This window comes from Flaviaestuariibacter terrae (genome assembly GCF_054777635.1).
This window is the reverse complement of the sequence record NZ_BAAHAL010000008.1, coordinates 1,777,444-1,800,601: the sequence shown is the minus strand read 5'-3', so window position 1 is coordinate 1,800,601 and position 23,158 is coordinate 1,777,444. Positions and strand designations below refer to the sequence as shown.

13 protein-coding genes and 1 tRNA gene are annotated in these 23,158 nt (G+C 59.3%); 8 read left to right on the top strand and 6 right to left on the bottom strand.

Features of this window, described 5'->3' with window-relative positions; genetic code table 11:
• Positions 1-4: 4 nt before the first annotated feature.
• The 6 genes from ACYU7Z_RS15815 to ACYU7Z_RS15790 form a co-directional block, all read right to left on the bottom strand.
• Complete coding sequence (locus ACYU7Z_RS15815; protein ID WP_460572211.1) at positions 5-337, bottom strand: hypothetical protein; 333 nt, start codon at positions 335-337, stop codon at positions 5-7.
• Between the two features lie 84 nt (positions 338-421).
• Complete coding sequence (locus tag ACYU7Z_RS15810; protein WP_460572209.1) at positions 422-1,690, bottom strand: adenylosuccinate synthase; 1,269 nt, start codon at positions 1,688-1,690, stop codon at positions 422-424.
• An 88-nt stretch (positions 1,691-1,778) separates the two neighbouring features.
• On the bottom strand, positions 1,779-7,616 hold the full coding sequence (locus tag ACYU7Z_RS15805; RefSeq protein ID WP_460572207.1) for a T9SS type B sorting domain-containing protein: 5,838 nt from the start codon (positions 7,614-7,616) through the stop codon (positions 1,779-1,781).
• A 111-nt stretch (positions 7,617-7,727) separates the two neighbouring features.
• Positions 7,728-9,956: a RelA/SpoT family protein gene (locus ACYU7Z_RS15800; protein ID WP_460572205.1), complete on the bottom strand. Its 2,229-nt coding sequence runs from the start codon at positions 9,954-9,956 to the stop codon at positions 7,728-7,730.
• A gap of 75 nt (positions 9,957-10,031) precedes the next feature.
• Positions 10,032-10,931 (bottom strand): PorP/SprF family type IX secretion system membrane protein, encoded by a 900-nt coding sequence (locus ACYU7Z_RS15795; RefSeq protein ID WP_460572203.1) that lies wholly within the window; start codon positions 10,929-10,931, stop codon positions 10,032-10,034.
• 20 nt (positions 10,932-10,951) lie between these two features.
• Positions 10,952-14,407: a gliding motility-associated C-terminal domain-containing protein gene (locus tag ACYU7Z_RS15790; RefSeq protein ID WP_460572201.1), complete on the bottom strand. Its 3,456-nt coding sequence runs from the start codon at positions 14,405-14,407 to the stop codon at positions 10,952-10,954.
• A gap of 158 nt (positions 14,408-14,565) precedes the next feature.
• On the opposite strand from ACYU7Z_RS15790, the gene ACYU7Z_RS15785 reads away from it, so the two are divergent.
• From ACYU7Z_RS15785 to ACYU7Z_RS15750, 8 genes are all read left to right on the top strand, one after another.
• Positions 14,566-14,647, top strand: a tRNA-Leu gene (locus tag ACYU7Z_RS15785).
• Between the two features lie 92 nt (positions 14,648-14,739).
• On the top strand, positions 14,740-16,107 hold the full coding sequence (gene tig / locus ACYU7Z_RS15780) for a trigger factor (RefSeq protein WP_460572199.1): 1,368 nt from the start codon (positions 14,740-14,742) through the stop codon (positions 16,105-16,107).
• A gap of 221 nt (positions 16,108-16,328) precedes the next feature.
• Positions 16,329-17,027 carry a ClpP family protease gene (locus ACYU7Z_RS15775; RefSeq protein ID WP_460572197.1) on the top strand — a complete coding sequence of 233 codons (699 nt, stop codon included), beginning with the start codon at positions 16,329-16,331 and terminating at the stop codon, positions 17,025-17,027.
• A 98-nt stretch (positions 17,028-17,125) separates the two neighbouring features.
• Positions 17,126-17,797 carry a ClpP family protease gene (locus tag ACYU7Z_RS15770; protein ID WP_460572195.1) on the top strand — a complete coding sequence of 224 codons (672 nt, stop codon included), beginning with the start codon at positions 17,126-17,128 and terminating at the stop codon, positions 17,795-17,797.
• A 348-nt stretch (positions 17,798-18,145) separates the two neighbouring features.
• The gene (gene clpX / locus ACYU7Z_RS15765) at positions 18,146-19,387 is read left to right on the top strand and encodes an ATP-dependent Clp protease ATP-binding subunit ClpX (protein ID WP_460572193.1); all 1,242 of its coding nucleotides are present in this window, start codon (positions 18,146-18,148) and stop codon (positions 19,385-19,387) included.
• 103 nt (positions 19,388-19,490) lie between these two features.
• Positions 19,491-19,682, top strand: a complete 192-nt coding sequence (locus ACYU7Z_RS15760; RefSeq protein WP_460572191.1) for a hypothetical protein — start codon at positions 19,491-19,493, stop codon at positions 19,680-19,682.
• A gap of 110 nt (positions 19,683-19,792) precedes the next feature.
• Positions 19,793-20,821 (top strand): hypothetical protein, encoded by a 1,029-nt coding sequence (locus ACYU7Z_RS15755; protein WP_460572189.1) that lies wholly within the window; start codon positions 19,793-19,795, stop codon positions 20,819-20,821.
• Positions 20,751-23,147: a hypothetical protein gene (locus tag ACYU7Z_RS15750; protein WP_460572187.1), complete on the top strand. Its 2,397-nt coding sequence runs from the start codon at positions 20,751-20,753 to the stop codon at positions 23,145-23,147. Before ACYU7Z_RS15755 ends, ACYU7Z_RS15750 begins: the two co-directional genes overlap by 71 nt.
• Positions 23,148-23,158 lie beyond the last annotated feature (11 nt).

Below are 23,158 nucleotides of genomic sequence, written 5' to 3'. Positions count from 1 at the left end.
CGGATTAGAAATCGTCGTCCTCGTCATCAAAGGAATCGCCACCGCCGGCACCGCTGAAGAGATCTTTGAACTCTTCGTCGTCCTCGATCTTGAAATCTTCCTCTTCCTCGGCTTCTTCTTTCTTGCCGCCGCCTTTCTTCGACTTCGGAAGATCGAACTCTTCAAAGTCGGGATCCCACTCCTCATCTTCCTCAGCGGCCTCGTCCAATTCTTCATCGTCTACATCGTCTTCCTCTTCTTCCTCCTCGCGGCCAGCAGCGCGCTTGGCCTGCATCAGCAGTTGTTCCACCAGGTCGTTGCTGGTCAATGTAGCTTCCTTCTCAATAATAAGCGCCATAATCAGGTTTATTAACGGTGTAAATTTTCGGCGAAGTTTTTACATGTCCAAATTTTGCCGGTTTTTTTTGATGGGTCAAAATTCTTAAAGAGAAACGATCTGGTCGCGGCCAGGACCGTTGGATACGTAGCGCACCGGCGTGCCCAGTTCCTCGTTGATAAACGAAATATAGGCCTTCATGTCGGCCGGCAGCGATTCGGCCGTTTTGCAGCCGGTACTGTCGGTATTCCAGCCGCGCACGCTATGGTATACGGGCTCGATGGCGTTGCGGGTCATCTGGAAGGGCACCTTGTCGGTAGCCGCATTGTCAACGCGGTAGCCGGTGCATACCTGGAGGGTAGCGAATGAGTCCAGTACGTCGGCCTTCGTCATCACCACCTTGGTAACGCCGTTGATCATACAGGCGTACTTGAGGGCCACGAGGTCCATCCACCCACAGCGGCGAGGGCGGCCCGTGGTGGCGCCAAACTCGGAACCGAGGCGGCGGAGCTCCTCTCCTGTTTCGTCGTGCAGCTCGGTCGGGAACGGTCCGCTGCCGACGCGGGTGCAATAGGCTTTCGACACGCCGATCACGTCGCGAATCCGCTGCGGAGGCACGCCGAGGCCGGAGCATACGCCCGCCGAAGTCGTACTGCTCGAGGTCACATACGGGAACGTTCCGAAATCGATATCGAGCATCGAGCCCTGCGCGCCCTCGGCCAGCACCTTCTTACCACGGGCAATCTGCTCGTTGATGAAGTATTCGCCGTTCACGATGTTGAGAGAGCGGAGCAATTCGATGGCTTCAAAAAATTCTTCTTCCCAGGCGCTGATGTCTTCGTTGAAGTGATACGTATCGAGCAGCTTCTGGTGCTTGAGGCGAAGCTTGATGTAGGAGGTCGTAAAGCTCTTATGAAGCAGGTCGCCGACGCGAAGCCCGTTGCGTCCGGTCTTATCCATATAGGCAGGTCCGATGCCCTTAAGCGTCGAGCCGATTTTGCCTTCGCCCTTTGCCTGCTCGGCCGCCTTGTCGAGAGCGCGGTGCGTGGGCAGGATAAGGTGGGTGCGCTCCGCGATGAACAGGTTCTTGCGGAGGTCAACACCGAAGCCCGCGACCGTGGCGCATTCACGCGCCAGGGTGACCGGGTCGAGCACTACGCCGTTGCCGATCAGGTTGATGGCACCCTGGTGAAACACCCCGGAGGGAATCTGGTGAAGCACTACTTTCTTGCTTTCCGGACCTACGTACAGTGTGTGCCCGGCATTCGGGCCACCCTGGAAGCGCGCGACGATGTCGTACTGCGACGCAAAATAGTCTACGATCTTGCCCTTGCCTTCGTCGCCCCACTGAAGCCCCAGGATTACATCTACCATAACGTTCGTTGTTGTGCGGCAAATGTAGGCACAAAAAAAAGCCATCCGGCGTTGGAGCGGGATGGCTTTTGAAAATGTAGGAATGAGATTAGTGGATGATCGTGACGACGCCTTTGCGGGTTACCGGCTTTCCTTCTTTCGTCACACCCTCGGCGACCCAAACGAAGGTGCCCGTGTTGAGCTCCTTGCCCTGGTAGCGGCCATCCCAGCCAATGTTGGAATTGAGCAGGTTGTACACTTCCGGACCACGCTTCTCGCCTTTGTACTCATACATCAGCTGGCCCCAGCGATCGAATACGCGGAAGTAGCTGAGCGTTGAGATACCGACGCATACCGGGCGAAGCAGGTCGTTCTTACCGTCGCGGTTGGGCGTGAAGGCCTGGGGAACATAGATCTCCGGACCCTGGTAGGCGCGGATGTAGAAGTAGCCATCGCCCGTACATCCGTTCGCGTCAGTCACATGCAGCTTGAACACATCGTTGTGCTCAACCAGCAGGATCGGGTCGGCGATGTTCGGGTTGGTGAGGTTCGGAGGCGTTTGACCGAGTGCATTGGTCCACACAAACTGCGTGGCGGCAGCGATGCTGCGGAGGTGCAGCGTGTCGCCGATGTACATCACCGTATCGGCCGGCAGGATATGCACAGCGATCGGGGCCGTAACACTCACGAACACCGTATCAGGCACCAGCGACACACAGCCATTGGCATCCTTCACGTGCAGGAAATAAGAGATGCCGGGTGCAGGTGCTCCGGTAACCGTCGGGTTGATAACGTCGGGGTTCGACAGGTAGTTCACCGGAGACCAGTGGTATTCGGTAAAGCCCGCAGTCGCATTCAGCTGCGCCGTAGAACCCGTACAGATTCCGGAAGGATCAGTGTCCGCGTCGGGGATCGGCGCGGCGTATACCGATACAGGGATATCGTCGGTTGCCGTGCAGGAACCGAGCTTGTACACCAGGTGATACACCGTATCGCGCAGGGGACGTACCGTTACCGAAGATTGCTGCGCGTTGTTGGGGGTCAGGCGGGGGCCGGTCCAGCTAAACTGCGTAGCGTTTGTAGTCGGTGTAAGAACGGTGCTCGTGCCTTCGCAGATCGTGCTAACGGTCGGACGCGTGTAGGTCAGGTTGTTCACCTGGTTCACCGTCACGTATTGCTGCGCCTGGCAGTTGTTTGTATCGCGGATCGTGATCTGGTATGTGTTCGACGGCACTTTGAAAGAGCTGTCGCGTTGCAGGATGCCGTTGTCCAGCTGGAAGCGGTACGGAGCCGTACCACCGCTGGGGTACACCCACATGCGGCCCATCGTGTCGCAGGTAGCGTTGCCGACAGTGATGGAATCGATCTTCAGCAGACCCGGATCGGTGAGCGTAACATTCTGCAGGCTTGTCACACAACCGTTGGCATCTTTTACCAGGAAGTTGAAGGTGCCGGCGCCGCTCGCGAAAGTCGCGTTGCTGCTGTAGGCACCGTTGTTAAACGAGTACGTATAGGGAGCGGTACCGCCGGTTCCCGACAGGGTAACAGAGCCGTTGCCGGCGCCGTTGCAAAGCGGGTTGCTGACGGTGGGCGTGCCCGCGCGCAGCTGCGTCGGTTCGGTGATCGTTACGCTGGTGCTGTTGGAACAGCCGGCGGCATCACGGAACCAGAGCGTATGCGCACCAGCTGTAAGGCCGCTGAGCACGTTGGAGCCCTGCGAAGACGACCAGTTGTCCGAAGAGAACTGGAAGGGACCAGTAGCATTGCCCGACAGGGTCAGCGTTGCGCTGCCGTTGCTGCCGCCGAAGCAGGACACGTTCGTCTGTGTCGCCGTGGCGGTAATGGCCGGGCCGGCGCCGATGACCGCCTGGAAGGCGCCCGACAAGCAACCGGAAGCATCGCGGAAATAGAGGTCATAGGTACCGACTGCGAGGTTCGGGAAGGAATCCGAAGCCTGCCAGCCGTTGCTGCCGATCTGGTATTGATACGGAGCGATGCCATTCGTGGGATGGAGCACGGCGGAGCCGTTCGAAGCCGCGTCGCAGGACGTGCTGTGTGTTACCACGGAGGCCGTCAGCGGCGTCGGGTTTCCGACGTTGGCGGTAAAGGTATACGTGCAGCCGGATGCATCGGCCACAGTGACCGAGTGGTCGCCCGTACCGAGCGCGGTAAAGAGGTTGCTGGATTGGGCAAGGCCGCCGTCGACTGCATAGGTCAGGGGCGCGACGCCGATACCGGCAGGAACGACCACGGTGATGGTACCGCTGGGCGAGCAACCGGAAGGCGTTGTGGTAGCCGTAGCCGTGAGCGCGGGAAGCGCGTTCACCGTCACCGGGATCGAGGTGCTGCAGCCCTGGGCGTCCGTAACCACTACGGAGTGCGCGCCCGTGCCGACGTTGTTGAAGGTGCTGCCAGCCTGGCCGGCGCCGCCGTCGAGTGCATATTGGAAGGGAGCGACACCGTTGGCCATGGTGACCGTGACACTGCCGGTGGGGTTACAGCCAGAAGCTGTGCTCGTGGCCGAACCGCTGAGCGGGGCCGCGGCATCTACGGTAGCATGGATCACGTCGGAGCAACCCTGTGCATCAACAATGGTAATTGTATGCGCACCAGCCGCTACTGCCGTAAAGACGCTTGTGGGCTGGGTGAAGGCGAGCACGCTGTCGAGCATATAGCTATACGGGGCAACGCCATTGCTCATCGTGATGCTGATCGTACCGGAGGGGATGCAACCCGAAGCGGTCGTGCTGGCCGTGCCGGCAAGTGCTGCCGGGGCGGCTACCGTGGCGGTGATCGTAGTGGTACAGCCCTGGGCGTCGGTTACGGCCACGCTGTGGGGGCCCGAAGCCACATTGCTGAAAGTATTGGACGACTGGCCGCTGGCGGCTCCGTCAAGAACAAAATTGTAGGGAGCCACACCGTTGCTCATCGTAACGGTGATGGTACCGGAAGGAATACAGCCCGATGCGGTAGTCGCTGCACTGCCGGCGAGCGGAGCGGGCGCATTGACCGTGGCGCTGAGCGGAACGGTACATCCGGCCGCGTCGCTCACGATTACATTGTGTACACCGGCAGTAAGGCCCGTAAAAGCGCCCGATGCCTGCGGCGCGCCGCCATCAAGAGCATAGGTGAAGGGAGGCAGACCGGTACCGCCTGTTACCGTGGCGGTAACTGTGCCGGTGGGCGGTGTGCAACCCGACGGGGTAGCTACGATGGTTGCCGCGAGTGCGGGGTAGGAAGTAGTAGTATAAGTCTGTGTCGCGGTACAGCCTTTCGAGTCGGTTACCACAACCGTGTGCGGACCGGTAGCAACGTTGTTGAATACGTTGGAGGATTGTGCCGTGCCGGCATCCAGTGTGTAGGTGAAGGGAGCTGTGCCCGAGGCGGCCGTGGCGGTGATGGTACCGATCGGCGAGCAGCCGGAAGGGGTGCCCGCAAGCGTCAGCGTGGGGCTGGGCGTGCTGGTAACGGGTACGCTCACCAGGAAGGAACAACCGGCAAAGTCTTTTACCTGCACCGAGTGGTTACCTGCGGCAACCCCGCTGAAGCTGTTGCCCGCCTGAGGCGTGCCACCGTCGAGCGCGTAGGTGTAAGGAGGCGCACCGGATCCGGCGGGCACCGTGATCGTGATGGTGCCGGATGCAGGAGCACAACCGGAAGGCGTGCTGCTGCCCGTAGCGGTAAGCGAAGCAGTCGATGCCACCGTAGCAGTTGCCGTGGCAGAACAGCCGCTGGCATCATTGACCGTAACGGTATACGAACCCGGGTTCAGCGCGCTGAATACGTTGCCGCTCTGGGGCGTACCGCCATTGAGAATATACTGGTAAGGAGCCGTGCCACCGGTAGGTGTTACGGTTACGGTACCCGAAGGCGTACAACCCGAAGGCGTGCCGGTGGCCGTGGCCGTCATGGATGCCGAAGCGCCCACGATGATTCCCGAGCGGGTGACCGAGCAACCGACAGCGTCGGTCACCGTTACCGAGTAGGTTCCGGCGGCAAGACCCGTGAAGGCTCCGTTGCTCTGCGTGGTGCCACCGGGGGTAAGCACGAATGTGAGGGGGGCGACACCGGTTCCGGCCGTGATGTTGACCGTGATCGTGCCGCTGGGGTTACAGCCCGAGTTGGTGGTCGTTACCGAGGCGACTGTAGGCTTCGGCAGCGCCGCAACGATGGCGTTAACAGTTTTGGTACAGGTCGAAGCATCGGTGATCACAATGGAGTGAAGGCCGGTTCCGACGCTGAAGAAGGTGTTGCTGGTTTGAATAGGACCGCCGTCGATGCTGTACCGGTACGGCGGTGTGCCGAGCGTAGCCGTGACGGTAACGGTACCGCTGGGGAAGCAACCCGAGGGGGTCGACGTGGCAGAGCCCGACAGGTTATTGATGTTGCTGATTACCGCGGTCACCGAGCGGGTACAGGTGGTCGTGACATCGGTCACCAGTACCGTGTGCGAACCGCCGGCCACACCCGTGAAGTTCGGGCTCGACTGCGGCGCGCCACCATCGAGGGAGTAGGTATAAGGTCCGGTACCACCGGCAGTGACCGACATGGTAATCGTACCCGTGGGCGAGCAAGCCGCCGGTGTGGTTGCGGCCGAAGCCTGCAGCGGGTTCACCTGCGGAACCGTAACCGCAAGCACGGCTGTACAGCCCGTGGCGTCCTTAACAGTAATGGTATAGTTGCCGCCAGCGAGGTTGCTGAACGACGGGGAAGACTGCGGTGTGCCGGAGTTCAGCTGGTAGGTGTAAGGCGGCGTACCGGTTCCCCCGTTCACCACAACATCGATGGCGCCCGTTGGCAGACAGGCGGCAGGCGTAACGTTGGTAGTGGCGGCGATACCCGATACCACGGTAACCCGGAAGGTATCAAGGCCGTAGTTCTCAACCGCGGGGTTGTTCGGATCCTCGTATACGGAACGCACCACATAGTTGGACGTGGAGGAAACGGGAACACAGAAGTTCGGGAAGGTGACCGGGAGCATGCCATTGGCCGCGGTGCCGGCGGCCCCGGTAGTCATGATCGTGCCGGACATGTTCAGCAGCTCAACGCGCTTGAAGAGCGACGGGCCGTTCTTGGGAATAAAGCGCCAGGCCTCGTTCATACCGACCGTGCCCCAGGGCGCATCGGAAGCCCGGCGTCCCGGTGCCATAAGGCCCCTGGTTTTGGTTTCGTTCTGAATGCCGATCATGGAGTGTCCACCGTTCCAGGTGGTGCAGATCTGCTGGCTGAACACGAATACTTCAACGATATTGGTCGTTTCGTAAAGAACGATCTGGCTGGTGTTTTCGATCAGGTTGTTGCAGGAAGACTGGAAAAGAGGGACTTTATAAAAGCTTAGCACCCAGCGACGGTACGGGGCTGTACCGAACATCTGGTACTGGATCCGCATAGTGGGGCTGTTGGCCGCTGCGGTGGGTCCCGGATCCAGGTCATGGTAAGATCCCATGATCAGCGCCTTGTCATACCGGGTGTTGGGAAGGTCGGCAAGCACGGTGCCGCTGCTCGAAAGGCTCGTGCCGCTCTCATAGATACCGTAGTGGGCAAACTGGGTCGCGCGGGTCAGGTCGAAGCAAACCACACCGTTGGTGCTGGCGACCAGCTGCGTATAGGTTGTGCCATAAAACGTAAAGGGGAAGCCGATGTTGATGACCGCACTGTACTTGTCATCAATGGTCAGCGAAGAAGGTGTACCCGCCGCATCGTTGGGCTGCACGTAGGGGTTGAAACAGCCGCCAGCTACGGCACCGGCGCCTCCGATCTTGACCACCTCGTAGTCGTCGGCCTGCTTGTGAATGTCGGGAACCGTGGTGGAAAGGGGGAAACAAACCGGGACAACGCAACTCTGGACGGTAGTGTCCCGGGTGCAGCTGTAGTTGAAACCCTGAGCTTTGGCAGCATGGTTGATGAGGCAGAACAATGCAGCCAGCAGGGCGATGCGTAGTTTCATAGCAGCTTTATTTGGCAATTGACTTTTTGTGGACAGAAAAAATTCGCTACAAGTTAAGCAAAATTTTAACGCCTCTCGTGGAAAATTCAGTCGAAATGGCCCGAATAAACGCTAAACTACCTCGGTATCAAAGCGGTCCACAGATTGGATCCCCTGCAAGCTCTTCAGTTTGTCCACGAGCTTGTCCAGCTCATCCCGGTCGTGAACGAAGAGCTTGATCGAGCCCTCGAAAATGCCCTCTTTCGCCTCGATGGTGATGGCGGCGATATTGATCCGCAGCTCTCCCGAAATCAGGTTGGTGATCTTGCTCACGACGCCCACGTCGTCCAGCCCGATAATCCGCAAGCCGGTGAGGAAGGAAATCTCCTTGTTTTTCGCCCATTTGGTCTTTACGATCCGGTGGCCGTAGTTGGCCATGAGCTTGGCGGCGTTGGGGCAATTGGTGCGGTGGATGGTGAGGCCCTTGCCGGTGGTCACGAATCCGAAAACGTCGTCGCCGGGGATCGGTTTGCAGCAGTTGGCGAGGTTGTAAACGATCTTGTCGGAGCTTTCCCCGAAAATGATCAGCTCCGTATCCTTCTTCGGCGTGTAGTGGTGCGGCTCGTGCTTCGGCTCCTGTTTTACGGGCTTCGGCGCATCAAGCCGGTCGCCGGTTTGCTTGAACTCCTTGAGCTCCTTCAGGTCGATGCTCTTGACAGCGATCTGGTAGAAAAGCTCGAGGGAAGACGACAGCTTGTAGAAGTTGGCGATCTCGTCGGTATTGTGCTGGCTCATCGCCGCACCCATCCCGTCCAGCTTCCGCTGAAGGATGTACTTCCCCTCCTCCGCAATGGTGCGTTTTTCTTCCTTCAGCGCGTCCTTGATCTTGGTGCGCGCCTTGGCCGTCACCACGAAGTCGAGCCAACCTTCGTTGGGCTTTTGCTTGTTGGACGTGATGATCTCCACCTGGTCGCCCGAGCGGAGCTTGTGGGAGATGGGCACGAGCTTGTGGTTCACCTTGGCGCCGATCGTCCGCGCCCCGACCATGGAGTGCACGGCAAAGGCAAAATCGAGAGCGGTAGCGCCGGTAGGCAACATCTTCACCTCCCCTTTCGGGGTATAGATATAGATCTCCTCGGCGAGGAACGAGGTCTTGAAATCGTGGAGGAAGTCAACCGAATCGGTGTCGTTGGAGTTGAGCACCTCGCGGATCTGGTTGAACCACTTGTCGAAGCGGCTTTCGTCGGCCTGCCCTTCCTTGTACTTGTAGTGGGCGGCAAGGCCTTTCTCCGCGATCTCATTCATCCGCTTCGTCCGGATCTGCACTTCCACCCACTTGCCCTGCGGGCCCATCACGGTGGTGTGGAGCGCCTCGTAGCCATTGCTTTTGGGGTTGGAGAGCCAGTCGCGCAGACGCTCGGGCGAAGGCGTGTACTCATCGGTGATCATCGAGTATACCTTCCAGCACTCTTCCTTTTCCTTCTCGGGCGCCGAGTCGAGGATTACGCGGATGGCAAAGAGGTCATACACTTCCTCGAAGGCCACGCCCTTTTTCTTCATCTTGTTCCAGATCGAATGGATCGACTTCGGGCGGCCGTAGATCTCGAAGTTGAACCCCGAGGCCGCGAGCTTATCCTGCAGCGGCTTGATGAATTCGTTGATGTAGCGGGTACGCTCGCGCTTCGTCTCGGCAAGCTTCCGGGCAAGGCCGCGGTAGGTTTCCGGCTCGAGGTATTTCATCGCCAGGTCTTCCATCTCGGTCTTGATGTTGTAAAGCCCCATGCGGTGGGCAAGCGGCGCGTACACGTATACCGTTTCCGACGAGATCTTGAGCTGCTTTTCCGGCTTCATCGAATCGAGCGTCCGCATGTTGTGCAGCCGGTCGGCGAGCTTGATGATGATCACCCGCGGGTCGTCGGTGAGGGTGAGCAGGATCTTCCGGAAGTTCTCGGCCTGCTGCGACGCGTTGACGTCAACAACGGTGGAGATCTTGGTAAGACCGTCGACGATGCGGGCGATCTCGGAGCCGAACTCGCGCTGCACGTCTTCGAGGGTGATATCGGTGTCTTCCACGGTATCGTGGAGGAGCGAGCAGATGGTGGAGCGAACGCCGAGACCGATCTCTTCAACGCAGATACGGGCTACGGCAAGTGGGTGCAGGATGTAAGGCTCACCGCTCTTGCGGCGCATCGTCTTGTGTGCCTCGGCCGCCATTTCAAAGGCCTGGCGGATCATCTTGCGGTCGCCGGGCTTGATGCGGCCCTTCAGGGAACGCAGAAGGGCCCTGTATTCCCGGAGGATAAGGCGTTTTTCCTGTTCTTCATTTAGGTTGTACTTCGGTACCTGCGCTACAGTTTCCATGCCTTCCAAATTTAGGCCTTTTGCAGGCACGAAAAAGCCCCCCGCGCGGCGGAGGGCTTTCGATAGAAGGGCTATTTAGTTTTTCAGGAAATCATAACGCAGCATAATCTCGTGCGCCGAGCTGCCACCGTCGAAAACGCTGACGGGCTTGCGGTACAGGTCGATCGAGTAGCCGATGTTGAACTTCTTCTTCACACGGACACCTACACTTCCCATCCACGACTGGTTGACACGGAGCGACAGCCCGTACCAGAAGAGGTGGTTGTGCTCCACGCGCACGCCGCCCTGGAATTCAACCGGAGCATTGGGGAGGTACACGAGCAGGAAGTTGGGATAGATGTGCGACACCTCGTCCACCTGCCAGTCGTAGTAGCCATGGGCGAAAAAGTGGCGGTAGTTGCGGGCCTCGATCGGGGCGCCGTTGGCATCCGTGAAGCGAAGCTTGGTCTGGATAAGCTGGCTTACCGAGGCGCCGAGCTGGAAGCGCGGGTGGGTGTACGCCACGCCAAATCCGGCATCGCCGCGAAACTGGCTTTCCTTACCGGCGAGCACCGGGTCGTTGGAGCTCAGGGCCGACTGGATCTTGCTGTGGTCGAGCGAATACTGCTGCACACGGCCCTCAAGGCCGAGCGAGAAGGCAGCTTCGTTCTTCATGCGGATGATGTACGAGTATGCCATCTGCAGACCGGTGCGGCGGGTAGGGCCCGTCACGTCGTTGTAGAGGTATCCGCCAAGACCCAGGTGGGCCTTAGGCAGGTAGGTATCACCAAAAATGATGGTCGTTTGCGGGGCACCCGATACCGACGCCCATTGGGTACGGAAGGCGCCGCCGATAGAGGCATGGCCGCGCGCGCCGGCGGTTGCGGGGTTGTGCATCGTGGGATGCAGGTCGTACAGGCTGAATACCGGAAGTTGCTGGGCAGCACCAAAGAGCACCGAAAGCAACAGCACACAGGTCAAAAGGTTCTTTTTCATGTCGATTCTTTGGTTTCTGATTAGCGAACAATGGTTACGTCGCCGCGGCGCGTGATGACGCGGCCATCGGCCATGCGGTATACGATATTGTAGTAATACGTACCGTCGGGTATGAGCTTGCCTTCGTAGTAGCCGGTCCAGTCGTTGCGGTAGTCGCGGTTCTCGTACACTTTGCCACCGTAGCGGTTGAACACCTGAACGTGGATATTGAGGGCACAGGTGCCGTCGGTCACACGCCAGTTGTCGTTGATACCGTCGCCGTTCGGCGTGAAGGCATTGTGCGGGTCGATGCAATCACCAACGAGCACTACGGTCATTGTATCGCGTCCCACGCAGCCTTGCGGCGTCCTTACCGTGAGCGTGTAGAGCGTCGTTACGGCCGGGCGTGCCCAGGGCTGCAGCACCGTGGAGTCGCGGAGCGTTACACCCGGCGACCAGGAATACGAGTAGGTGCCGGCAGGCGAAACGCTTGCCTGGAGCTGCACGGAGTCGCCGAGCTGGATACGCTCGGAAGGACCTGCATCAACCGTCGGGGGTGCCGTCGGCGCAACAGTCACCGTAGCGGTGGCCGTACAGGTGCCGGTGCCGGCGGTGACGGTATACGTGGTGGCGTTACCGATCGTGATCGTAGCGCTCGTGCCGGCCGGGTTGCTGACACCCGTTGTGGGCGTCCAGCTCACCGAAGTCGCGTTGGTCGTAAAGTTTACCGAGGCCTGCGTGCCGGCGCAACCCGAAAGCTGTGTCGTCAGCGGCGTGATCGTGATGTCGTTCGTCTGGCCTACCGTGCTGGCCGTCGTCGTAAACGTACAGCCGGCAGCGTCGCGGATGGCAACCGTGTAGGAGCCGGGCGCGAGGTTCGTGAAGGTATTGGCGGCCTGTGCCGTAGCCGTTCCGCTCAGCGTGTATTGGTACGGCGCGGTACCGGCGCTGACGTTGACCGTGAGCGTGCCGTTGTTGGTGGTACACAGGGCGTTCGTTGCCGTTGCGGTTGCCGCAACAGCGGGCGTGCTGGCGACGGTCACGTTGACCGTTACCGTACAACCGTTGTTGTCTTTCACCTGCACGCTGTGCGCACCGGCGGCAACAGCATTGAAGACGTTCGAAGCCTGGAAGGTCGTGCTGCCGTCAAGCGCATAGGTAAAGGGCGCTGTACCGGTTTGCGTGCTGACCGTGATGGTACCGCTTGCGGGGTTGCAACCCGAAGGCGTCGAAGCGGCGGTAGCGGTGGGTGCGGGTGTGCCGCTTACCGTGGCCGTGATCGTGGCCGTACAGCCGCGGGCATCGGTTACGATAATGCTATGGCTTCCCGTTGCAACAGCCGAGAATACGTTGCCGTTTTGCACCGTACCGGCGTCCATCTGGTAGGTATAAGGCGCCGTACCACCTGTGGCGGTCACCGTGATCGTACCGCTGGGAACACAGCCGGAAGCCGTGGTCGCGGCGGTGGCCGTCGGCGGAGTGCTCGTGGGAATGGTTACGTCAACGATACCGACGCAGCCGTTGGCGTCCTTCACGCTGAGGTACTGCTGCCCGGCGGCGAGACCGGTGAGGGTGCTGGTGGCCTGGCAGGAAGCCGGCGTAGCACCGAGGCAATACGTATAAGGAGCCGTACCGCCAGTGGCCGTAATGGTAGCCGTACCTGAGGGGCCTGCGCAACCTGTAGCCGTTACCGTGGCGGTAGCCGAGGGGTTGGCCGTCTGGGCCACGTTGACGTTGAGCGTAACCGTGCAACCACCTGCATCCTTCACCGTTACGGTGTGGGCGCCGAGGCCTACTGCGGTAAACTGGTTGGAAGCCTGGAAGGTCGTGCTGCCGTCAAGCGCATAGGTATAAGGAGCGAGGCCGGTCAGCGCGGTAACCGTGATGCTGCCGTTGTTGACGGTGCAACCCGAAGCGGTGCTGGTAGCGGTGGCCGTGGGGTTGGCGTTGACGCCTACGTTGACGGTGATCTGCGTGCTGCAGCCGTTCGCGTCTTTGATAATAGCGGTATGGGTGCCGGAGGTAACGCCGGTAAAGTTGCCCGTAGCCTGGAATGCTCCGTTGTCGAGCGCGTAGGTATACGGTCCGGAGCCGCCGCTCAGCCAGGTCGTCGTTACGGTACCGGTGCCCACCGTGCAGCCCGAGGGCGTAGCCGTGGCGGTGCCGATGATCGCAGCAGGACCGGCCGTTACGAAGATCGCCTGGGACGACTCGCAGCCGGTAGCGTCTTTTACAAAACCGTTGTAGAGACCCGGGGCAACACCGAGGAACACGTTGCCGGACTGGTACACACCCGCGGGGTTGCCGAAGGGTGCGATGGCGAAGGTGAACGGAGGTACGCCCGCGTTGGCCTGCGGGGTAAGTGTAATGGAAGAAGGTGTGGTGCAGGTGGCAGCCTGCGAGGTAACGTTGATCGAGAACGGCAGACCGGGGCGGTTGATGCGGATCGTGTCGTTGCCGAAGATCTCTACCGAGGCGTCGTCGATCTTCTGGTAAACGGCCTGCATGCGGTAGGCCGTTGTGCCGAGGTTGTTGTTACAGACGTTGGGGAATTCCACGCTGACGGCGCCGTTGGCAGCCGTGCCGATGGCACCGAGGCCAACGAGCGAGCCGGACATGTCGTAGAGCTCCACGCGCTTCAGCAGCGAGCCGCCGGAAGCGGGCACGAAGCGCCAGGACTCGTTCATGCCTACCGTGCCCCAAACGGGGTCAGAGGCTTTGCGGCCCGGGGCCATGATCGCCTGGTCGCGGGTCATGTTCTGGAGGCCGATCATCGCACGGCCCTGGTTCCAGGCGGTGCAAGGCTGGCGGCTGAACACAAACACTTCCACGATGCCGGTCGATTCGTACAGCACGATCTGGTGGGTGTTTTCGATCAGGGTGTTGCAGCTGAACTGCGGCACCTTATAAAAGCTCAGGATCCAGCGGCGGTAGGGCGCCACGCCGAACACCTGGTACTGGATGCGGCGGTTGGGCGAGGTGGTCGTGGCCGGGTTGATGTCGTGGTAGGGACCCATGATGAGGGCCTTGTCGAAGAGGTTGCTGGGCAGGTCCTGCGGCGTTCCGGAGGTTGCCGACAGCGAGCTGCCGTTTCGCAGGATCGCATAGTGGCTGAACTGCGTCGCTTTGCTGATGTCGAATGACACGAGGCCGTTGGTGCTGGCGATCAGCTGGGTGTAGTTCGTCCCGTAAAAAGGGAATGTAAAGCCGATATCGATGACCGTACTGTACTTGTCATCAATGGTCAGGCTCGTGGCCTGGCCGGCGGGGTCGTTGGGCTGCACGTAGGGGATGAAGCAGCCGGTTGTGTTGGAAAGGGCGGCCACATTGTAGGTGGCGGTGCTGGCACGGAGGTCGGGTACTTTTGCCTGGAGGTTGATGCAGATCGGGTCGCAGCTCCTCAAGGTAGTGTCGCGGGCGCAGGAAAAGGTGAATCCCTGAGCTTGAACGGAAACCGCTGTGCACAGGCAAAAAAGCGAGAGCAGGAAAAGTCTCATAAACAGGAGGTTATTAATGTGTTTGGTCCTTTTTGGCGCCCTTGGAAGCGCCGGAAAGCTGCCAAATTTACTGAATTTTCGATTTTGTTAACGTATTAGAATTCGCTAAACCTTCCGCTTTCCACCATTATAGAAAAGCCCTAACTTTGCCGCCCTTTGCGGGTGTGGCGAAATTGGTAGACGTATCAGACTTAGGATCTGACGCCGCGAGGCATGTGGGTTCGAGTCCCTCCACCCGCACAAAGAATCTCGGATATCGGGCAAGGAACCTACCGGCTCAACTGCCCGCTATCCGTTATTCGATATTCGTTATTCGATATTCAAATTAATCTATGGCAACGATTACCCAGCAAGAAGTGGCGCCCCTGCACAAGCAGTTACACGTCACCCTCCAGAAAGAAGATTACCTGCCCTCGTTCGAGAAGGCCCTGAAGCAATACAGCAAGCAAGCCAATATCCCCGGCTTCCGCAAGGGAATGGTCCCCGCCGGTCTCGTGAAGAAGATGCACGGCGCTTCGCTCTTCGTTGATGAAGTGCTCAAGCAGGTAGACCAGGAAATGAACGCCTTTCTACAGAAAGAGCAGCCGAATATTTTCGCCAACCCCATCCCGGTGAAGGTGGACATCATGCAGCTCGACATGAACAACCCGGGCACCTACGAATTCACGTTCGAAATGGGCCTGAAGCCCGAGTTCGAGCTCCCCAACCTGGCGTCCTTCCCGCTGAAGCGCTACCAGGTAACGGTCGACGACGCCCTCCTCGACGAGGAAGTAGACCGCCTGCGCAGCCGCTACGGCAACATGACGGAGCCCGGCGAGGTGAGCTCGGAGGAGAATGTGCTGAACCTCAATTTCACCGAAACCGATGCGTCCGGAAACGAGATCGCCGGTGGTGTGAAGAAAGACAACTCGGTGCTGGTGCGTTACTTCAAGGAAAGCTTCCGCCCCTCGCTGATGGGTAAGAAAGCAGGCGACAGCCTCCAGGTGGCCTTCGACGACGCCTTCGGCGGCCAGGAAGCCCAGTGGATCCTGCAGGACCTCGGCCTCGAGAGCGGTACGAACCGTCACTTCCGCCTCGACATCACGAAGGTGGGCCTTATCGAGAAGCGCGCCCTCGACCAGGAATTTTTCGACCAGCTGTTCCCCAACGAAAAGGTGACCTCGGAAGAAGAACTGCGTAGCCGCCTCCGCACGGAGCTCGAAGGCCAGTGGGCTACCGAGAGCCGCAACCAGCTGCACCACGCGCTGTACCATATTTACCTCGACAACACCCGCATCGACTTCCCCGAGGCATTCCTTCTCCGCTGGCTGCAAACGCAGGGCGAGAGCGGCATGAAAACCGAGGAAGAAGCAGCGGCAGAGTTTCCCCAGTTTAAGAACCAGCTGAAGTGGAGCCTCATCACCGACAAGATCGCCACCGATGCCGGCATCAAAGTGGAGCAGGAAGACCTCCGCTCCTTTGCCAAGCAGCAACTGCTCGGATACATGGGCGGCCAGGTGCTCGATACCGAGTCCGAGTGGGTCAACGACTACGTGAACCGCATGATGAAGGACCGCAAATACATCGACGACGCGTACAACCGCATCCAGACCGAAAAGATCTTCCAGTGGATGGAAAGCCAGGCCAACACAACGCCGGAGCCCATCTCGCGCGAAGCTTTCGTGAAGATGAACGAATCGCACAACCACGAACATCACTAAGACAGTTTGTAGTTTGAAGTTTGTAGTTTGTAGTTGGCTGACGCCGGCAAGAAAATACAGAGGAGCCCGATGGGCTCCTTTTTTCATGGCGCTTGCATAACCTCAAACCACAAACTCCAAACGAGAAACTGCGATTCCGGACAGAATGTCCGGAATTGGCCTGCGCACGGTATTTGCAAACCGGTATTCCACTAAATTGCCACAATTAACAACAAGACGATATGAGTTTTTCCTCTGAATTCGAGAAATATGCCGTCAAGCACCGGGGTCTTTCCAGCAACACGCTGAACAGCTACGCCAAGTACAACTTCACCGCGCTGACCGCCAATGTGATCGAGGAACGCCCGATGAATGTAGCCGTAATGGACGTATACAGCCGCCTCATGATGGACCGCATTATCTTCCTGGGTTACCCGATCAACGATGAAGTAGCCAACATTGTGACCGCGCAGCTGCTCTTCCTGGATTCCACCGACCGCACACGCGACATCAATATGTACATCAACTCGCCCGGCGGCTCCGTATACGGCGGCCTCGGCGTGTATGATACGATGCAGTACGTAAGCCCCGATGTTGCCACGATCTGTATCGGCATGGCCGCTTCCATGGGTTCCCTCCTGCTCAGCGCAGGCACCGCCGGCAAGCGCGCGGCCCTCAAGCACAGTCGCGTGATGATGCACCAGCCCTCCGGCGCCATCGGCGGCCAGGCAACGGACATCGAGATCACGGTGGGTGAGATCAAAAAACTGAAGCGCGAACTGTACGACATCTACAGCTACCATTCCGGCAAGGACGTGGAGCGCGTGGAGGAAGACCTGAAGCGCGATTTCTGGATGACTGCCGCCGAAGCCAAAGAGTACGGCCTGGTGGATGAAGTGCTCCTGATCAATCCCAAGAAAGACAAGAAAGCCGAGAAATAGTGAGCAAGTGAGTGCTGCGCAGTGAGCTTTTTCCCAGCTCACTGCTCACGCTGACCGCTCAGCAAACCTACAGACGATAACTACCCAAAACTCCCAAAATGAGCCTGAACGATCTCTTATACAACCGCCGCTTTCACATCATGAGCCCGCAGCCCAACCCCGAGGAGCCGGAAGCACCCGAGGATGCCGAGAAGGAAGAGCGGGCCGAGACCGATACCAAGATGCTGTACCGCCGCATGGAGCAGCATTTCTACGAAACCCGCACGATCTACCTGTGGGGCGTGGTGGACGACAAGAGCGCCAAAGACGTGACAACGAAGCTTCTCCTCCTCGACTTCGACCGCCCCGGTGAGGAAATCAAATTCTATATCTCCTCCCCCGGCGGCTCCGTTACGAGCGGCATGGTCATCTACGATATGATGAAGATGATCAAAAGCCCCGTGAGCACCATCTGCATGGGCCTCGCAGCCTCGATGGGGTCGATCCTCCTGAGCGGCGGCACAAAGGGCAAGCGCTACATCTTCCCGCATGGCGAAGTGATGATCCACCAGCCTTCGCTGGGTGGCCATATCCAGGCCGTCAGCGCCGATATGGAGATCCACGCCGAACAGATCCTCCGCACCAAGGAAATGGGCGCCCGCATCCTTGCTGAAAACACCGGCCAGACCATCGAGCGTATCCGCAAGGACTTCGAGCGCGACTACTGGATGGATGCAGAGGCAAGCGTCAGCTACGGCATCGTCGATAAGATCATCGACAAGCTGCTGTAGAACAGGAGAACAAGGAACAAGGAATATTGAACAAGGAATATTGAACAAGGAAGGGAGGTCCTCGGATAGGGCTTCCCTTCTTTCATTTTACCATCTCCCCTCCTTTCCGCATTCCTTGCTCCTTGTTCCCTGTTCTGCGGTTTCTTGTTCCTTGTTCTGCGGTTCCCTTTACGCCGGGCGTAACAAAGAGCAGCGCGGCGGCGTTAAACGACTGAAACGGTGCCCTTTGACCTAAAATCCCGCTAATTCGGCGGCTTTAGCGCGCCCGGGCTGGCTTTTTTCTAACTTTGCCCGCTCCCCGTGCAGCCGAATAGCCGGGGAAGCACTCTAACTAATCAGAAACATCCTATGGCGAAAAACATATTGCATTGCTCTTTCTGCGGCCGAAGCCGCGACGAGGTGAAAATCCTCATCGCCGGCCAGGAAGGACATATCTGTGAGAACTGCGTGGAGCATGCCCGGGAGATCATCGACCAGGAGCTCCTTGTGCGCGACGACAAAGGTGCCGGCTCCGCAGCCTTCAAGCTGACGGTGAAAAAGCCCCTTGAGATCAAAAAGTTCCTCGACGAATACATCATCGGCCAGGACGAGGCCAAGAAGGTACTCTCCGTAGCCGTGTACAACCACTACAAGCGCTTACAGTACAAGACCGATAACAGCTCCGAGATCGAGATCGAAAAAAGCAACATCGTGATGGTGGGTGAAACCGGTACGGGTAAGACCCTGCTGGCCAAGACCATCGCCAAGCTGCTCAACGTTCCCTTTGCCATTGTGGACGCAACGGTATTTACCGAGGCCGGCTATGTAGGCGAAGACGTGGAGTCGATCCTCACGCGCCTGCTGCAGGTGTGCAACTACGATGTTGCCGCCGCCGAGCGCGGTATCGTGTACATCGACGAGATCGACAAGATCGCGCGCAAGGGCGACAACCCCTCCATCACCCGCGATGTGTCGGGCGAGGGCGTGCAGCAGGGAATGCTGAAGCTCCTCGAAGGCACCGACGTGCTCGTGCCCCCGCAGGGCGGCCGCAAGCACCCCGAGCAAAAGCTCATTAAGATCAACACCCAGAATATTCTCTTCATCTGCGGCGGTGCCTTCGACGGTATCGACAAGATCATCGGCCGCCGCGTGCAGACCAACACCATCGGCTTCAACGTCGACAAGGACCTGCAGGAAGACATGAAGAAGAACCTGCTCCGCTATGTCAATGCGCAGGACCTGAAAGCCTTCGGCCTTATCCCCGAGCTGCTCGGCCGCCTGCCGGTGGTAACGCACCTCGACCCGCTGGACGCGGTGACGCTCCGCGCGATCCTGGGCGAGCCGAAGAACGCCCTCATCAAGCAGTACATCCGTCTCTTCGAACTCGAAGGCATCAAGCTGCAGATCGAAGACGACGTGCTCGACTTCATGGTGGAAAAAGCGATGGAATACAAGCTCGGCGCCCGCGGCCTCCGCTCCATCTGCGAAAGCATTCTCACCGACGCGATGTTCGAGCTGCCCTCCTCTTCGGAGAAGTTCTTCACGCTCGACCTCGATTATGCGAAGCGGAAGTTCGACAAGAGCAAGATGTCTTTGCTGAAAGTTGCCTGAGAAAGTTTGGTGTTTGGTGTTTGAAGTTTCCAGTTGATAATTCGCCGGAAGCTACTTTTGCCCTAACCCCAAACTACAAACCTCAAAACCCAAACTGATTTTTATGTTCGGAAACATGATGAACCCCGAAGGCATGCAAGGCCAGGTAAGCGAGCTGACAGAACGCCTCAAAACGAAAGCCGGCCTGACCGACGAGCAGGTGGCAAAGGTGATGGAAACCGTACGCGAATTCGTTGGGGAGAAATTCCCGATGATGCAGGGCATGGTGGACAACCTGCTCGGTGGAAGCAAATAAAGAGCATACGTTATCCGACAGGTCATTACCAACGGCTACGCACTGCGTAGCCGTTTCTCTTTGCGGAGCATCTCCTTTTCTTCTTTTCTTCGCGCTAAGAAACATTCTACTTGCGCCGCCTTTTCCTTTTCGCTATACTGTTCACCCTCCTCGCCTGCCAGAAAACAGGGCGCAAGGTGCAACGCTCCTTTTACTACTGGAAGACCGTGTTCGACCCGACGCCGAAAGAAAAGGCCGTGCTCGATTCGCTGCAGATCAACTCGCTCTATGTGCGCCTCTTCGACGTGGCTGTGGACGAAGTGAACGGCGCCGTGCAGCCGCAGGGAAAGGTCGCGTGGAAACAACGACCCAGCATCCGCGTGACCCCGGTTGTCTTCATCACCCAGGAAGCGCTCCGGAACAGCGATTCAACGGCTATTGATTCGCTGGCCGCGCGTATCGCGCGCCTGTCGGGCGCGCTGACACAGGGGATACCGCTCAACCCCGAATGGCAGATCGACTGCGACTGGAGCGCCGGCACGAAGGAGCGCTACTTCCGCCTGCTTCGCCAATTGCGGCAGCAGCCCTTTGCGGCCGGCAAGCAGCTATCGGTAACCGTGCGGCTGCACCAGCTGAAGTACGCCGCGCAAACGGGCATCCCCCCTGCCGACCGCGGGCTGCTGATGGCCTACAACATGGGGACGCTCCATGACCCGCTGGCGCGCAATTCGATCCTCGACAAAGAGGAACTCGACAAGTATGTGCGCAGCGCCGGCCACTACCCGCTCCCGCTCGACGTGGCCCTGCCGGTATTCGACTGGTACGTCTGGTTCTCGGGCAACCGATACCAGGGTCTCATTCATGACCTTCCAGGCAGCGCGCTGCAGGGGCCCGGGCGTATTGCCATCAGTGCCGACACGGTGATCGAAGGCTACCGCTTCCGCAAGGGCGACTGGCTGCGCCACGAAACCTGCACGGCCGAGGCGCTGGCCGCTGCGGCTGGAACGATCGCGCGGCACTTGCCATCCGCCGATGTTCGCGTACTTTTATTTGACCTCGACGAGCAGAACCTCGCCGGGTACCAACTCCATGAACTGGAAACTGTGTTTGAGCGTTTCGGCCACACTGCTGCTCGGCCTCCTGCCCCAAAACGGCGTTAGCTGCGCCGGCGGTGACGAACACCCGCAGGATTATTTCACGTCCTTCTTCAGCCGCAGCGCCTCCGGGGCCGACCCCTCCTACCGGCCTTTTTTCTACAGCATGGTCCGCCCGTTTTATGATTCGGACGAAGAAACGGATCCGGCTGCGGCCGTCAACGTACCGGTGCTCGAGGAGTGGCAACGGTATTGCGGGAACGCGCGCCGCAAGGATGTTGAGGAGTTGGTGCTGCGCTCCACGCGCCCCGAGCTGGCTGAAATACGGGAAGCACTGGGCAAGGAGAAGCTTCCGGCCGCGTGGCAGGATAACAGCGCGGCAACGGCCTTGCTGCGCCAGCACAATACCGAAGCGGTCGAATACCTGCAGCTCGCCAAGGAGATCGAAGGGCTCACCCTCGCAAGCTCCGAATGGGAAGCGCCGGCACGGGATTCGGCGACGCTGGTGCGCCGGATGGAAGCCGCGCAGATGGCCGGCTCCGTAAGCAGGAACGATTTCCTGAAGCCGCGCTGGGCCTTCCTTTCCTGCAAGGCAGCTTTTTATGCCCACCGCTATGCCGAATGCATCCGTTTCTACGACGCGGCTTTCGCGAACGGGAGCAGCAGCGCGGTGCAACCCCTGGCACTGTCGTACAAGGGCGGAGCGCTGTTTCGTACGGGACGCAACAAGGAAGCGGCCTACGCCTTCAGCCGCGCCTTTGCCGCTACCCGATCGAATCGCCGCGGCAACTTCCTCGGATTTCTGTGGAGCACGCACTATGCCGACAGCTCGCTCCGCGATGCCTGGGTGGCGCAGGGCCGCAACGACCGCGAGAAGGCCGATATGACCGGGCTTTTCAGCCTTTATGGAGACGCGCCGGCGCTCAGGGGGATGCAGCAGGTCTACCGCCTCGACCCTTCTTCGCCGCTGCTCCCGCTGATCGCTTCGCGGGAGGTCAGCAAGGTGGAAGAGAAATACCTCACGCCACTGCTGGGCCGCAGCACCTCGTTTGAAGACCCTAAGATTCCCCTGAGCCGCGAGCTTGCAGCGGGCAGGGCAATGGCTTCGGCACTGGCGAGGCAGCTCAAGCGCTATGGCGCCGATGCGAACCTGTCGAACCGCGCATTCTATACCAGCGCCGCCGCGTACATGTATCTGCTCGACAAGCAGTATGATTCAAGCCGGCGCCTCCTTACGCTCGCCGAAACGCTTAGACCCAACGCCGCGCAGCAGGACCAGCTGAAGATGCTCCAGCTGCTGCTGGCCGCCAACGAACCCGCGCGGCTTGGCCCTGCCGAGGAAGCCGCCCTGCTTCCGGCTGCAGCGTGGCTCGCGCGGCAGGCGAAGAAGGATCCCGAGTACGCAGCCTTCGAACGCGACTTCTACAGCCAGCTGCTGGCCACGCGCTACGCCAGGTCGCCGGCGCGCCGGGCACTCGTTATCAGTGTGGCCGACAGTGCCGGCCGCGGCGCACGGGGCTATTACTACGACCGCCGCGGCTTCGAGGTTCTGCACAATGACCTCAGTGCCGCCGAAACGCAGCAGCTCTACACGCTCATGAACAGCCCCGCCACGGCCTGGGAGCGGCAGCTCGCGCAGCACGCTTCCTTCTCCCGCAACGATGTGATCGAAACACTGGGCACGGCCTACCTCCGCGAAGGCAATTATGCGAAAGCCATCGAGTGGCTGCAGCGGGCCGACTCGCTGCCCAAAATGCAGGGCTACCGGTACGACGAAGACTATAACGAAACCCGTATTAATACGGATCCGTTCCACGATTACCTTAACGATTGGCAGCGCTACGAGCGAAACATCCCGAAGGCCTATACAAAACTCAGCTTTGCACAGCGGATGAAGGAGCTCCATGACAAGGCCGCCACGATGAAGGATCCCGATTCGCTGGCGCAGGTAGCCTACCGCCTCGGCAGCGCCTATTACAACATGAGCCAGTATGGCAACGCCTGGATGGCCGTGAGCTGGAGCCGCGGGTCCTCCGACTGGAACGAGGGCAAGTACGACATGGCCTGGCAAAAGGATTTCTTCGCCGTGTACCGCGCACGGCAATGGTATGAGCAGGCTTTCAAGGCTGCGCGCAACAGGGAATTCAAGGCAGCCTGTTACTTCATGATCGTGAAGTGCGCGCAAAAGCAGCTGCCCCGCCCTTCCTGGAACTACGATATCGGCTACCAGGAGATGGAAAAGCGCGAAGCCGCCTTCCAGGTCCGGTTCCGTAACAACCCGCTGTTTCCCGGCTTCGTCAAAGATTTCGGCGACACGAAATTCTACCAGTATACCTACAAGCGCTGCAGCTACCTGCGGGATTTTGTGCGGCAGCAGCAAGGGAGGAAGTAGAAGGCGAAAAA